At 58.6% G+C, this 13,491-nt stretch carries 15 protein-coding genes and 1 riboswitch; of the genes, 5 read left to right on the plus strand and 10 right to left on the minus strand.

Annotated elements, in window-relative coordinates:
• Nucleotides 1–260: 260 nt before the first annotated feature.
• Nucleotides 261–473, plus strand: a riboswitch (cobalamin riboswitch).
• 207 nt (nucleotides 474–680) lie between these two features.
• From GOX75_RS20525 to GOX75_RS14490, 4 genes are read left to right on the plus strand one after another with little or no spacing between them, the layout of a single operon-like run.
• Entirely contained in the window at nucleotides 681–812 is a 132-nt protein-coding gene (locus GOX75_RS20525; protein WP_256367674.1) for a hypothetical protein, read from the plus strand.
• Complete coding sequence (locus tag GOX75_RS14480; RefSeq protein WP_171124232.1) at nucleotides 812–1,570, plus strand: metal ABC transporter ATP-binding protein; 759 nt, start codon at nucleotides 812–814, stop codon at nucleotides 1,568–1,570. The genes GOX75_RS20525 and GOX75_RS14480 overlap by 1 nt, the downstream gene beginning before the upstream one ends.
• Nucleotides 1,563–2,465 carry a metal ABC transporter permease gene (locus GOX75_RS14485; protein WP_217350996.1) on the plus strand — a complete coding sequence of 301 codons (903 nt, stop codon included), beginning with the start codon at nucleotides 1,563–1,565 and terminating at the stop codon, nucleotides 2,463–2,465. The genes GOX75_RS14480 and GOX75_RS14485 overlap by 8 nt, the downstream gene beginning before the upstream one ends.
• Nucleotides 2,462–3,358 (plus strand): metal ABC transporter solute-binding protein, Zn/Mn family, encoded by an 897-nt coding sequence (locus GOX75_RS14490; RefSeq protein ID WP_171124234.1) that lies wholly within the window; start codon nucleotides 2,462–2,464, stop codon nucleotides 3,356–3,358. Before GOX75_RS14485 ends, GOX75_RS14490 begins: the two co-directional genes overlap by 4 nt.
• A gap of 101 nt (nucleotides 3,359–3,459) precedes the next feature.
• On the opposite strand, the gene dxs is transcribed toward GOX75_RS14490, so the two are convergent.
• The 6 genes from dxs to GOX75_RS14520 all read right to left on the minus strand — a co-directional run bounded on the left by dxs (nucleotide 3,460) and on the right by GOX75_RS14520 (nucleotide 8,717).
• Complete coding sequence (gene dxs / locus GOX75_RS14495) at nucleotides 3,460–5,388, minus strand: 1-deoxy-D-xylulose-5-phosphate synthase (RefSeq protein ID WP_171124236.1); 1,929 nt, start codon at nucleotides 5,386–5,388, stop codon at nucleotides 3,460–3,462.
• 16 nt (nucleotides 5,389–5,404) lie between these two features.
• Complete coding sequence (locus GOX75_RS14500; RefSeq protein WP_171124238.1) at nucleotides 5,405–6,271, minus strand: polyprenyl synthetase family protein; 867 nt, start codon at nucleotides 6,269–6,271, stop codon at nucleotides 5,405–5,407.
• The gene (locus GOX75_RS14505) at nucleotides 6,272–6,514 is read right to left on the minus strand and encodes an exodeoxyribonuclease VII small subunit (protein WP_171123978.1); all 243 of its coding nucleotides are present in this window, start codon (nucleotides 6,512–6,514) and stop codon (nucleotides 6,272–6,274) included.
• Nucleotides 6,511–7,437, minus strand: a complete 927-nt coding sequence (locus GOX75_RS14510; protein WP_171124241.1) for a histone deacetylase family protein — start codon at nucleotides 7,435–7,437, stop codon at nucleotides 6,511–6,513. The genes GOX75_RS14505 and GOX75_RS14510 overlap by 4 nt, the downstream gene beginning before the upstream one ends.
• A 69-nt stretch (nucleotides 7,438–7,506) precedes the next feature.
• Nucleotides 7,507–8,208 (minus strand): response regulator, encoded by a 702-nt coding sequence (locus tag GOX75_RS14515; RefSeq protein ID WP_171123982.1) that lies wholly within the window; start codon nucleotides 8,206–8,208, stop codon nucleotides 7,507–7,509.
• Nucleotides 8,205–8,717: a MarR family winged helix-turn-helix transcriptional regulator gene (locus GOX75_RS14520; RefSeq protein ID WP_171123984.1), complete on the minus strand. Its 513-nt coding sequence runs from the start codon at nucleotides 8,715–8,717 to the stop codon at nucleotides 8,205–8,207. The genes GOX75_RS14515 and GOX75_RS14520 overlap by 4 nt, the downstream gene beginning before the upstream one ends.
• A gap of 160 nt (nucleotides 8,718–8,877) precedes the next feature.
• On the opposite strand from GOX75_RS14520, the gene GOX75_RS14525 reads away from it, so the two are divergent.
• Entirely contained in the window at nucleotides 8,878–9,744 is an 867-nt protein-coding gene (locus tag GOX75_RS14525) for a branched-chain amino acid aminotransferase (RefSeq protein WP_171124243.1), read from the plus strand.
• Nucleotides 9,745–9,981: 237 nt separating this feature from the next.
• Here GOX75_RS14525 and cobO read toward each other — a convergent pair whose 3' ends face one another.
• Genes cobO through aroC form a run of 4 tightly spaced genes read right to left on the minus strand, consistent with a single transcriptional unit; the run spans nucleotide 9,982 to nucleotide 13,366 of the window.
• A complete protein-coding gene (gene cobO / locus GOX75_RS14530; protein WP_171124245.1) occupies nucleotides 9,982–10,581 on the minus strand; it encodes a cob(I)yrinic acid a,c-diamide adenosyltransferase in 600 nt (199 codons plus the stop codon).
• A gap of 58 nt (nucleotides 10,582–10,639) precedes the next feature.
• Nucleotides 10,640–11,575: a DMT family transporter gene (locus tag GOX75_RS14535; RefSeq protein WP_171124246.1), complete on the minus strand. Its 936-nt coding sequence runs from the start codon at nucleotides 11,573–11,575 to the stop codon at nucleotides 10,640–10,642.
• A gap of 32 nt (nucleotides 11,576–11,607) precedes the next feature.
• The gene (locus tag GOX75_RS14540; RefSeq protein WP_171124248.1) at nucleotides 11,608–12,282 is read right to left on the minus strand and encodes an HD domain-containing protein; all 675 of its coding nucleotides are present in this window, start codon (nucleotides 12,280–12,282) and stop codon (nucleotides 11,608–11,610) included.
• Nucleotides 12,266–13,366 (minus strand): chorismate synthase, encoded by a 1,101-nt coding sequence (gene aroC / locus GOX75_RS14545; RefSeq protein WP_171124250.1) that lies wholly within the window; start codon nucleotides 13,364–13,366, stop codon nucleotides 12,266–12,268. The genes GOX75_RS14540 and aroC overlap by 17 nt, the downstream gene beginning before the upstream one ends.
• Nucleotides 13,367–13,491 lie beyond the last annotated feature (125 nt).

Raw genomic sequence — 13,491 nt, forward strand, 5'->3', positions numbered from 1 at the left:
AAAACGATTCGACAAGTTGGATCGCTGTCTTGCCCTTCACTAGTCGAAACAGCTTCAAGATCAGGTGTTCAACCCTGACCGGAAGGGTCGAAGTTGAGAGGCAATGCCAAAGGAAAACCGCAACATGGCGTTTATTCTCGCATTGAACCTCTGTTCAGAGTGCATGTGGTCTTGGGGTCGGGCTTCCTTTTGTCGCGCCCCGCGCAGCGGCGTACAACTGCCAAGGCCGGTTGTGAACCCTTGCCGAATCGACCTGGTTCCTATTTTGTCGCCGGGATGGTTCCCGACCGCTGTCTGCGGGAAGGGATAAAAGGGAATACGGTGCGACCCGGTCAAATGGGTCAAGTCCGTGACTGCCCCCGCAACTGTAGGCGGTGAGCGACCCGAGATCGTCCACTGGGCATTTGTCTGGGAAGGATCGGGAAAGCGTAGACCCGTAAGTCAGGAGACCTGCCATCCGAATATTTAAGAACCTGGGCGGGGTGTCCCAGAGGGAGATGACAATGTTTCAAGCGGTTGTGCCGCCCGTTGTCTTGTACTCGCCTGTCCCCCGTCTGAATGAAGGAGGCGATGCGCGTGTCATTGCATTACTGTCAGTTCAGGCCCTGCAGAATGTGCAGGGACATCGCCGCCTTGACGCTATCTGATTGCGCTTGCCTTATGCCCTGCGAGGCAACCCCATGACGCGCCGTTCGAATTATGCCGTGGGCCAACGCGGACGCTGCCTGACCGAGCTCAGCGTGCCGGTTCTGGTCGCGGGTGCCTTGGTGTTGTCTGCGCTGTTGTGGCTTGCGATTTACATGGTGATCTGATGATGGCTGTTCTGCAAATCCGCGATGTGACGCTTGGGTACCGCGATCTGACGTTGTTCCGCCGACTGACGATGGATATCGACGCGGGAACAACTTTGGCTGTGTTAGGCGCCAACGGTTCGGGCAAAAGCACGTTTGTGAAAATGTTATTGGGCTTGATTGACCCACTGTCGGGCAGCCTGAACTGGCCCAAGGGCCGCCCGCGCGAAATCGGTTACTTGGCACAAATGACGGAATTTGACCGGCGTTTCCCAATTCGCGTGCGGGACTTGGCGGCAATGGGTGCCTGGCGCGGGTTTGGATTTCGGTCGGGGCTGGACAACGCGGCACGTGACCGAATGACCGCTGCGCTGGACGAGGCCGGTGTTCTTGATATCGCTGACCGCCCAATTCACATGCTGTCAGGTGGGCAGTTGCAGCGCGCCCTGTTCGCGCGTGTCATTATGCAGGACGCACCGCTGATCCTGCTGGACGAGCCATTTGCAGCCGTTGACCAAAGCACCGAGGCGCATTTGCTGTCGATTATTCACCGCTGGCGTGACGAGGGACGCTCAGTCGTGTTGGTGGTGCACGACCTGTCTTCGGTGCTGGACCATTGCAGCCACGCCCTGTTGCTTGGCGGGCAAGAGGCCACGCATGGCCCGGTGGATGATGTACTGACGCCGGACCGTTTGGTGGCGCAGGGGTATCTGTCCGAAAGTCAGGCGTCCTGGATGTTCCGGTCCAGCCCAAAACCGCAGGAGCCCGCGCATGTTTGAACTGCTCAGCGAAATGTGGGGCTTCGCCTTTATGCGCCGTGCTTTCGTGGTCACGACCGTCTTGTCGGCTTCGGTTGCTCCGGTCGGGGCGTTTCTTGTTCTGCGGCGTCTGTCGCTGGCGGGCGAGGCGATGGCGCATGCGATCACACCGGGCATTGTAATTGGTTTCGTGACCGCTGGCCTGTCAGTCATGTCATTGCTGGTGGGCGGTCTGATCGCGGGCGTCGGTGTCGCAATGCTGACGGCGTTGTTGGCGCGCAGAACGATCCTGCGCAGCGACGCCAGCCTTGCGTCGCTCTATCTGATCGCGCTGGCGGTTGGGATATTCATTCTGTCTGCGGCGGGGTCGGCTGTTCCGTTGAAAAGCTTCCTGTTTGGCTCGATCCTTGGGATCGACGACGCGTCGATGCTGCTGGTGGGCGGTGTGGCGACCGTAACGCTGGTGGCCTTTGCCTTCCTTCTGCGGCCTTTGATTGTCAGCACCTGCGACCCGGTTTTCTTTGAAACTCAAACGCGGCGGCCCTGGCTGGTGGATCAGGGGTTCATGCTGCTGCTGGTGCTGAACCTGCTGGCCGCATTCAAGACTTTGGGCACGCTGATGGCCGTTGGTCTGATGATCCTGCCCGCAACAGCGGCACGATACTGGGCCAGTACGATTACAGCTCAGTTGGTTCTGGGCTTCGTTTTTGCGCTGTCCAGTTGCTGGATCGGGCTGACCCTGTCTTACCTGTTCCCAGAGACCCCGTCCGGACCGGCCATTGTTCTGGTCGCGGGCGGAATTTTCCTAGTCTCGGCCATCTTCGGCCCACTTGGTTTTGGCAAAAGAGCCCGCAAACCAGTCGTGTCCAACGACATTCCCGTTGCTCAGATTCAACAAGAAGAGAAAGCACAATGACTCTTATAAAATCGCTCTATGCCGGCATCGCCGCGGCTTCGTTTGCGTTGGTCGCATTTCCGGCCATTGCAGGTGAGGACGACGTCCAGATTGTCGCCAGTTTCTCGATCCTCGGGGACATGGTTGAAGAGGTCGTTGGCGATCTGGCCAACGTGACGACGATCGTTGGCCCCGATGCAGACGCGCATGTCTATCAGCCTTCGGTCGCCGACGCCAAAGCTGTCGCCAAGGCAGATATCATCTTTGTCAATGGTCTGGGCTTTGAAACATGGTCCGACACGCTCATTTCAGAATCGGGTACTGATGCCACGGTACACGTCGCCACCGATGGGATTATTCCGGTCAAGGTCGACGGCGAAATCGACCCGCATGCGTGGAACTCATTGTCGAACGGGGTGGTCTATGTGACCAATGTCGCGGATGTGTTGAAAGCTGCGATGCCTGAGCACGCGGATCAGATCGCGGCCAATGCTGACGCCTATATCGCAGAGCTTGAGGCGCTGGACGCAGAGACCAAATCCAAGTTGGCAGATTTGCCTGCGGACCGCCGCACCGTCGTGACCGCGCATGATGCGTTCGGATATCTGGCTGATGCCTATGGCCTGACCTTCCTGGCCCCTGTCGGGATCGACACCGAGGCGGAACCATCCGCAAGAGATCTGGCCATCCTGATCGACCAACTGAAGGCCGAAGGTGCAGCCGCTCTGTTCGTGGAAAACATCACCAGCCCCGCTCTGGTTCAGCAAATCTCGGAGGAGACCGGCATTGTCATCGGTGGACGCCTGTTTTCCGATGCGCTGTCCGAGCGGGGAGGCCCCGCGACCAGCTACCTTGCTATGTTCCAGCACAATCTGGGCACGCTGATGAACGCGCTGGGCGAACCCGCAAGCTGATTAGAAGTTTCTACGCGAGGAGGTCAGATTTACTGACGCCTTGCGGGCGAATTGAACCGGGGCCCGAAAGCTCCGGTTTTTTGCTCTGCCGATTGGCCCGATTAGGCGCGCTTTTCACCGATTGTGGTGACGCCCAGCACCGAAAGCACCTTGGCTTCGATCTGTTCCGCGTTCATTCCCGCCACGGCATACATATCCGCCGGGCTTGCCTGATCAATAAAGATATCAGGCAGGACCATCGACCGATATTTCAGGCCGTGATCGAAGACGCCTTCGTCGGCCAGCAACTGCGCCACATGAGAGCCGAAACCGCCAATCGCACCCTCTTCGATGGTGATCAGTGCCTCGTGATTGGCCGCAAGGTCCAGGATAAGGTCACGGTCCAAAGGCTTGGCAAACCGGGCGTCCGCAATTGTCGGTGTGATCCCGCGCGCTGACAAAGCCTCAGCCGCTTCTTGCACTTCGGCCAATCGGGTGCCGAATGACAACAGTGCCACCCGCGCCCCTTTTTGGATCATACGTCCTTTGCCGATTTCCAGAACCTCGCCCCGTTCAGGCAGGTCAACCCCGACCCCTTCACCACGCGGATAGCGGAAGGCGATTGGCCCGTCGTCATGAGCCGCTGCCGTGGCAACCATGTGCACCAGTTCGGCTTCGTTCGCGGCGGCCATGACCGTCATACCGGGAAGATTGGCGAGGTAGGCAATGTCGAATGACCCCGCATGGGTCGCCCCGTCTGCCCCCACAAGGCCCGCCCGGTCAATCGCGAACCGCACCGGAAGGCGCTGAATGGCCACGTCATGCACGACCTGGTCATAACCGCGCTGCAAAAAAGTCGAATACATCGCGCAGAAGGGCTTCATCCCGCCTGCAGCCAGCGCGGCAGCAAAGGTTACGCCGTGCTGTTCGGCTATCGCCACGTCAAAGCAGCGCGAGGGGTAGCGTTCGGCAAACAGGTTCAGGCCGGTTCCATCCGGCATCGCGGCAGTGACGGCAACGATCTTGTCGTCCCGCGCGGCCTCATCCACCAGCGTGCTGCCAAAGACCGAGGTATAAGACGGCGCGTTTGACGGTGCTTTCTTCTGTTTTCCGGTCACGACATCAAACTTGGCCGTTGCATGGCCCTTGTCGCGGGCTTGCTCTGCCGGAGCGTATCCCTTGCCCTTTTTGGTCAGCACATGGATCAGGATCGGGCCAGTCGCGCGCGCTTTGACCGTGCGTAGAACTGGCAGCAACTGGTCCATATCGTGACCATCAAGCGGGCCGATATAGGAAAACCCCAACTCCTCGAACAAGGTGCCGCCGACTGCCATGCCCTTGAGCATTTCCTTGGCTCGTTTCGCGCCCTCGCGGAAAGGCTCTGGCAGCAGAGAAACTGCACCTTTTGCCGCCGCTTTCAGATCGTGAAACGGAGCCTCGGCATAAATTCGAGACAGGTAATTTGACAGCGCGCCGACCGGGGGGGCGATGCTCATCTCGTTGTCGTTGAGGATCACGATCAGGCGTTTCTTAAGGTGGCCCGCGTTGTTCATCGCCTCGAACGCCATGCCCGCCGACATCGAACCGTCGCCGATCACGGCGATCGCGTCGCCCAATCCTTCGGGCGTGACACCGCCCAGATCGCGCGCGACCGAGAACCCGAGTGCCGCACTGATCGAGGTCGAGCTATGCGCCGCGCCAAATGGGTCATATGGGCTTTCGCTGCGCTTGGTGAAGCCGCTCAACCCGTCTTTCATGCGCAAAGTCCGGATACGGTCGCGCCGTTCGGTTAGGATTTTATGCGGATAGCACTGATGCCCAACGTCCCAGATGATCTTGTCGCGCGGTGTATCGAACACGGCGTGCAGCGCTGTGGTCAGTTCCACCACACCCAGCCCTGCACCCAAATGCCCGCCCGTGACCGAAACGGCCGAGATCGTTTCCGCTCGCAGTTCATCCGCAACCTGACGTAGCTGCGCGTCCGAGAACTGCTTCAGGTCCGCGGGGCGGCTCACGAGGTCCAGCAAGGGCGTGTTCGGGCGATCTGACATTTGGCGCGTTCCTGGCTTAGCTGTCCCGGGCAATAACGAAGCGGGCGGCGTCCTTCAAGGTTTCCGCGGTTGACCCATAGCCTTCAAGTGCGTCGCAGGCCCGATCCACCAGCTCGGCCGCCCGGCTTTTGGCGGTATCCAGACCCAGCAGCGACACAAAAGTTGCCTTGCCTGCCTCTGTATCCTTTTGAAGACGCTTTCCGGCGATTGCCGCGTCTCCTTCAATATCCAAGATGTCGTCAGCGATCTGAAAAGCAAGTCCAAGATCCCGCGCGTATCGGCGCAGGGGTTCGGGATCCGCGCCAGCCAAACGCGCACCGGCGCAGGCCGACCATTCAATCAACGCACCGGTCTTGCCAGCCTGAAGCCGGGTAATCTGATCCAGCGATAATGGCGATTTCGCGGTTTCCGCAGCAATGTCAAGCGCCTGACCCAGCACCATGCCCTGCACACCGCTTGCCTTGGCCAAAGTCAGTACCAATTCTGCGCGAGCCTCGGCCGATCCGACCTCGGGTCGGGCGCACAGCTCAAATGCTAGCGTCTGCAATGCATCCCCGGCCAAAACCGCCGTTCCCTCATCCCATTTCACATGGACCGTCGGACGCCCCCGGCGCAGATCATCGTCATCCATGCAAGGTAGATCATCGTGAACCAGCGAATAGGCGTGCAGCGTTTCTATCCCCGTTGCGGGCCAAATGGCCTGCGCCGGGTCCACACCGTGCAGCCGCGCGCTTTCCAGAACAAGAAATCCACGCAGCCTCTTGCCGCCTTCGGTGGCATACGCCATCGCATGGGTCACATCCAGATCATCCAGCCCGCCCAGAACCAGATCGAACTGCTTCTGAATCCGCGCGGCATCCCGTGCCAGAATGTCCTGAAACATTTACAGGCCTTCGACAGGAGTCGTCCCGGTTGGTTGACCGTCCGCATCCAGCGTGATCGCGGCCACCTTTTCTTCAGCCCGCTTCAATTCGTCCTCGCAGCGCTTTTTCAAGGCGGCACCGCGCTCATACAGGGCAATGGACTGATCCAACGCCACATCGCCTCGTTCAAGTTGACCAACAACGGCCTCAAGCTCTTTCATCGCTTGCTCAAATGTCATCTGATCTACAGGGGTATCGGTCATCGGGCTGCCTTCATCAATTCTTCCACATGGGCACGTGTGGCCTCGGCCAGTGCGTTCAGATCATACCCGCCTTCCAGAGTCGAGACGATACGCCCGTTACAACACTCATCAGCGATCTTGCACAGCTCGGCCGTGATCCACGCAAAATCGCTGGTCAACCAGTTAAGCTCTGCCAAAGGATCATCCTGATGCGCATCGAAACCCGCCGAGATGATGATCAGTTCTGGCTTGAATGCCCGTAGCCGCGGGAAGGCTTGGGCTTCGTAGGCTGCGCGCATCTCTGCTCCGCCGGACCGAGGCGGCAGCGGAATATTCAAAACCGTATCGTAGGCTCCGGTTTCATCAGAACGTCCCGTACCGGGCCACAACGGCATCTGCTGGCTGGTTATGACCAGAGCACGCGCCTCATCCCACAGTAAGTCCTGCGTGCCATTTCCGTGGTGCACATCGAAATCCACCACTGCCACGCGTTTTAACCCGTGGTGATCCAGCGCATGTTTGGCAGCCAGCGCCGCATTGCCGAACAGACAAAACCCCATCGCCGCCTCGGACTCGGCGTGGTGCCCCGGCGGACGGATTGCGCAAAATGCATTCGGAGAGTCACCGCCCAGAACAAGGTCGACCGCCCGAACAACAGCACCAGCCGCGCGATACGCGGCATCCACCGAACCCGGCGACATGAAAGTGTCGCCATCAATCTGCCTGTATCCTTCGGTCGGGCGGCTGCTGCGGATACTCCGTATGTGGCTTTCGGGGTGAATGAGCAGCAGGTCATCATCCGCGGCAAGCGGAGCCGTCCTTCGGTCCAAATCCAGCGATTCCAGCGCATGAAGAACATGCTCAAGCCGCGCGACCCGTTCGGGATGTCCGTCCGGGGTCATATGTTCAAGGCAATCCGCGTGGGTTAAAAGAGCAGTCTTCATCAGGATCCGATCTTCATCTGGCTAAAAATATCCTCGCCGAAGGCATAAAATCGCCGCGCAGCGGCAAAATCAATCCGGGGCCAACATATAACCCGCCCCACGGACTGTCTGCAGATAGCGGGGTTGCTTTGGGTCCTGTTCGATCTTGCGTCGCAGCCGGGTGATCTGAACATCCACTGCGCGTTCCTGTGCCTGCCCCTTGTCGCGGCCCAGATCTTCGACCAGCTTGGCGCGGCTTATAGGTTCTCCGGGCTGCGCCGAGAAAATCTTCATCAACTGACTTTCGGTTGCGGTCAGACGAACTGGGTCTTCGCCCTGCCACATCTCGCCGCGCTCCACGTCGTACCGGATCGGCCCAAGGATCAGGATTTTGCTTGCCGTTTCCTGTGCAGGTGTTTCGGGCATCCGCCGCAAAATTGCGTTGATGCGCAACAACAGCTCCTTCGGCTCGAACGGTTTGGCCAGATAGTCGTCGGCCCCGGCCTCAAGCCCCGCAATCCGGTGTTCGGTTTCACCGCGCGCCGTCAACAGCAGGATCGGGGTTGCGTGTGTCTCTCGCAGCGCCTTGGTCAGGCTGACGCCGTCTTCTCCGGGCATCATGACATCCAGAACGATCATGTCGAAATCCAGGCCTGACAAGACCCGCCTCGCATGGGCGGCGTCCCGCGCGGCTGTGACAAGAAAACCGTTCCGCATCAAAAACTTCTTGAGCAGATCACGAATGCGCTCGTCATCGTCAACAATCAGCAGATGGGCGTCCATATCGCTCATGAGGTGGTATCCCGCAGTTTCTTATAGGCATGACGCATATCAGCATCCATCATCGCTTCAAGCACTTTGCGAAAACCTGAAACGGCCTCGGGGCCGGCGTCCTTATAGGCAGCGCGCATCCGTACGCGTTGGGCTTCGGACAATCTGGCCTCCAGCTCCTCTCCCTTATCGGTTAAGAATAGGTGTCTTTCACGTTTGTCCACTGTTCCAACGCGACTTTCCACCAGACCGTCGTCAATCAGGGTGCGCAGGACGCGGTTCAAGGACTGTTTGGTAACACCGAGAATCGCCAGCAGGTTATTTACGGTCGTCCCCGGTGCTCGGTTGATAAAGTGGATGGCCCGGTGATGCGCGCGTCCATAGGCCAGCTCTGAAAGGATGCGGTCCGGGTCCGCCGTGAAACCGCGATACGCGAAGAACATGGCTTCGATACCCTGCCGCAGTTGTTCATCCGTCAGAAACAACAGGCTTTCACCGCCAAATACCTGGGCGGGACGGGTGTCGGACATATCATGCCTCATTGGTTACTCAAGGCCGAGTTTATGTCAGCGTTATTGACATTCCAAGAGTGGACAGGTATCGAATCGCAGTTTTTGCGCAACATTATGTCCGCTTCGGACTTAATTAGCGCAATAATTGAAAAACCAAGCCCGATTCAGGAGGTTGCGCATGGCGGGGTATGACGATCGTGACGGTGTCATCTGGTTGGATGGTGAACTGGTGCCATGGCGCGATGCCAAGGTCCACATCCTGACACATGCAATGCACTATGCCTCGTCCGTCTTTGAAGGTGAGCGGGCCTATAACGGCAAGATTTTCAAAAGCCGTGAGCATTCGGAACGTCTGATCGCTTCGGCCGAGGCATTGGATATCCCGATGCCTTATACGGTCGATCAGATCGAAGCTGCAAAGGAAGAGGCGTTGAAAGCCAGCGGGTTGCAGGACGCCTATATCCGGGCGCTGGTCTGGCGCGGGTCAGGTGATGACATGGGCGTGGCATCGGCCAAGAACCCAGTACGTATGGCCGTGGCTGTGTGGCCATGGGGGGCATATTACGGCGATGCCAAGATGCAGGGTGCCAAGCTGGATATCGCTGAATGGAAACGCCCCAGCCCCGAAACCATCCCAGTTCACGCCAAGGCTGCGGGTCTGTACATGATCTGCACCATCTCCAAGCACAAGGCTGAGGCCAAGGGCTGTTCGGACGCACTGTTCATGGATTACCGGGGCTATGTCGCCGAAGCGACCGGTGCCAACGTGTTTTTCGTCAAAGATGGCGAGGTTCACACACCGTTGGCCGATTGCTTCCTGAACGGCATCACTCGTCAGACCGTGATCCAGATGCTGAAAGACAAGAGTATCAAGGTTCACGAACGCCATATCATGCCCGAAGAGATGGCTGATTTTGAACAATGCTGGCTGACAGGCACAGCCGCCGAGGTTACCCCGGTTGGTCAGATCGGCGACTACACGTTCGAAGTCGGGGACATCACGCGCGAGATTGCACAGGATTACGAGTCGCTTGTACGCGCGTGATCTGACAAACCTGAAAGAACCAAAACCCTCGCTACTGCGGGGGTTTTTCTTTGCCCACGGTTAGAGGTCTGGTGCAGATCACCCCTTTGGTTGGGCGGTTTTGCAAGTGAGCGTTCGATCAATTCGCTCTGATGCTGAACTGTGGTTCGTCACGCTGAACCCCAAGCCCAAAGCGATCTGATCGAAACCTTGCATTCCCCCGGCCAGTGGTCGGGGGCTGCAATGCGGTTCTAATCCTCAGAAATCTACGCCGCGCTGGGCTTTTATCCCAGCTTGGAACGGGTGTTTTTCTTCGGTCATTTCCGTCACCAGATCGGCATAGTCGCGCAGGGCTTGCGGTGCGTCCCGGCCAGTCAGAAATACGCTGGTCTTGTCTGATCGCGCGTTCAGCCCATCAATCACTTGCTCGACTGACAAATATTCATACCGCAAGGCGATGTTGATTTCGTCCAGAACCACAAGGTCATAGTCACCGCTGGCCATCAGCGCCCGTGCATTGTCAAACGCGGCATTGGCAGCGGCGATGTCGCGTTCACGATCTTGCGTATCCCAGGTAAAGCCCTCACCCATTGTGTGCCAGGTTACCAAATCGCGCTCTTCAAAAAAGCGACGCTCGCCGGTTTTCCACTTTCCCTTGATAAATTGCACCACGGCGACTTTCTGACCCCATCCGAGCGCGCGGATTACAACTCCGAAGGCGGCAGATGACTTGCCTTTTCCTTTGCCTGTGTTGATCAGCACCAACCCGCGCCCGGGATCGACGGCCTCGGACACCTTTTTGCGGTGCTTTGCCTGCACCTTTTGCATCTTTTCCTTGTGATCTTCTGCGTCGCTCATCTTGGGACCCTTATTTGGTGTTGGCCCCAAATTAGGTGAAGTTCGAAAAAGGTAAAGATCAGGCTTTGGGATCTGTCGCCTGACGCGCCTTTTCGCGTCCAATCCCAAGTTGGCGCTCGCGCAAGATGACAACCACATTACCGGCGATCACAAGTGCGGCCCCGCCCAGCATTACCAGCGTCGGCAGTTCATCGAACCAGATATACCCGATCAATACGGCAAATAGCATCGTGGTATAGTCATAGGGCGCAAGCATTGAGGCCTGTCCGAACTTGTAGGACGTGGTCACCAGAATCTGCGCGACCCCGCCGGTTAGGCCCATAACGACCAGTATTAGAGTCTGTTCCAGCGTTGGCATCGTCCACCCCCAAAAGGCGGTTAACGCAGACAGAAGGGTAGCCGTCAGCGAGAAATAGAAGACGACTGCCGCAGGATGGTCCACTTGAACTAATTGTCGGATATGTATTTGCACAAAGGCCCGCGCCATGGTCGACGCCAACACGCACAGCGCCCCGATTGTGGCGGCCGTGTCCATGTTGTTGCCGCCCAGGCGCGGCCAGATCATGATCAGAACCCCCAGCAGTCCCAAAGCCACGGCGCCGATACGGATCATGCGAATGCGTTCCCCCAGCATGATTGCAGCCAGAATCAGGGTGAAGATCGGCGTGGCGTAGCCAATGGCTGTAACTTCGGGCAAAGGCAGCAGACTGAGGCCGGTAAAGGTCAGCCCCATGGCGCTGGTGCCCAAAACACCGCGCCAGAAGTGGCCCATGGGCTTTTTGACCACAAGGCCTTGCGAAAGCTCTCCGCGCCAGGCCAGCCAGCCTATGATGACCGGCACGGCAAAGAGCGAGCGAAAAAACACCATTTCTCCGGGTGGGAAGGTGTCAGACAAGGCTTTGACCAGGGCCTGCATCGACGTGAACAGAACCAGGGCGCTGAGTTTCAGCGCCACAGCCAGAAGTGGTTTGTTTGACGTTAGGGGGCCAGCCATCGGCGCGACCCTGCGCCTTTGGCGGGCAAAGATCAACGTGTGGAATTTAGTTGCGACCAGTCCAACGGAAGCGGATGGCCGATTTCCTCGGCGAATTCGGTCAGGAAGCGGGTCATACGTTCGGCACGTTTCCGGGCAAGGGCCTTGCCGCGTTTCGTCAGCATATCTGCCGGAAGTTTCAGTAACTTGACCTTCCAGTGGTCGACCGAGAAATGCAGATCATCCAGTGACCGGGATTCTGCAAATGGATCTGCCGGATCGTAGAGTGACCGCCCCAACGCGCCTGAAACCGAGAAGTTGCGCGCAACACCGATGGCCCCCAGCGCATCCAGCCTGTCGGCGTCGCGCAGAATACAGGCTTCTGCGGTTTCAGGGGGGATATTTGCGAAAAAACTATGGGCTGCAATGGCGTGTCGCGTGGCTTTGATTTCCTCGGGCGTATAGCCGAAATTGTCCAGTATAGGCTCTGATTCTTCAGCGGACCGACGGGACGCAAGGTGGCGATCCGGGTCGTTCTTGGGCAGGTTGACCAGATCGTGCAAATAGCTGGCCGCCAGCAGGACGCGCATATTGGTTGTTTCGTCCGAAATGGCCTGCGCGTTCACCCAGACACGGTCCAGATGCGCCAGATCATGCGCCGGGTCGGTCTTCATGCGTTGCACGACAATGCCGCGCAACCGGTGGCGCAGATCAGCCGATATGTCCACGGTTCTCGCCAATCTGACCGCGATGCAGAAGTAAATGGTCCAGGATCACGCAGGCCATCATCGCCTCGCCCACAGGCACCGCACGGATGCCGACACAGGGGTCGTGGCGGCCCTTGGTGATGATTTCGGCCTCTTCGCCCGACTTGGTGATCGTCTTGCGCGTGGTCAGGATCGACGAAGTGGGTTTGACCGCAAACCGCACCACGATGTCCTGCCCGGTCGAAATGCCGCCCAGAATACCGCCCGCGTGGTTCGAGCTGTATTGTGGACCGTTCTGACCCATGAAGATCTCATCCGCGTTGGCTTCGCCGGTCAGTTCAGCGGCAGCCATACCCTCGCCGATCTCGACCCCTTTGACGGCGTTGATCGACATCATCGCGGCGGCCAGATCAGTGTCTAACTTGGCATAAACCGGTGCGCCGATCCCAGCGGGAACGCCGCGCGCCACCACCTCGACAATTGCACCGACCGAGTTGCCGGACTTGCGCAGATCGTCCAGATAGGCTGCCCAATCGTCAGCAGCTTGGGCATCGGGGGTCCAGAACGGGTTCTGTTCAATCTGCGACCAGTCGAAATTGGTACGGTCGATTTTGTGCGGGCCGATCTGGGTCATGTAGCCGGTGATCTGCACGTTGGGCGCGATCTGTTTGATCGCCTCGCGCGCCAGCCCTCCGGCCGCGACCCGCGATGCGGTTTCGCGAGCGGAGCTGCGCCCACCGCCGCGATAGTCGCGGATGCCGTATTTCTGCCAATAGGTGATATCGGCGTGACCCGGACGGAACTTGTCCACGATGTCGCCGTAGTCCTTGGAGCGTTGATCGGTATTCTCGATCATCAACTGTACGGGCGTTCCAGTGGTTTGGCCTTCGAACACGCCGGACAGGATTTTCACTTGATCCGGCTCGCGCCTTTGCGTGGTGAATTTGTTCTGCCCCGGCTTCCGCTTGTCCAGCCAGTGCTGGATCATAGTTTCGTCAATGGTGACCCCGGGAGGGCACCCGTCCACTGTCGCCCCCAATGCGGGGCCATGGCTTTCACCCCAGGTGGTGACGCGGAAGAGGTGTCCAAAGCTGTTCATCGACATGGGGCGTGCTCCTTTGAGGGTTGTGATTAGCGGGGAGAGCCTTGGGCCTCAAGCGGATTTGCGTTTGGAGCGCGGGGAGGGGGCGCTGCCCCCATCGCGGCAAGCCGCGATTCCCCCGAAGTATT

This window comes from Ruegeria sp. HKCCD7251 (assembly GCF_013031165.1).
Taxonomy (GTDB): Bacteria; Pseudomonadota; Alphaproteobacteria; order Rhodobacterales; family Rhodobacteraceae; genus Ruegeria.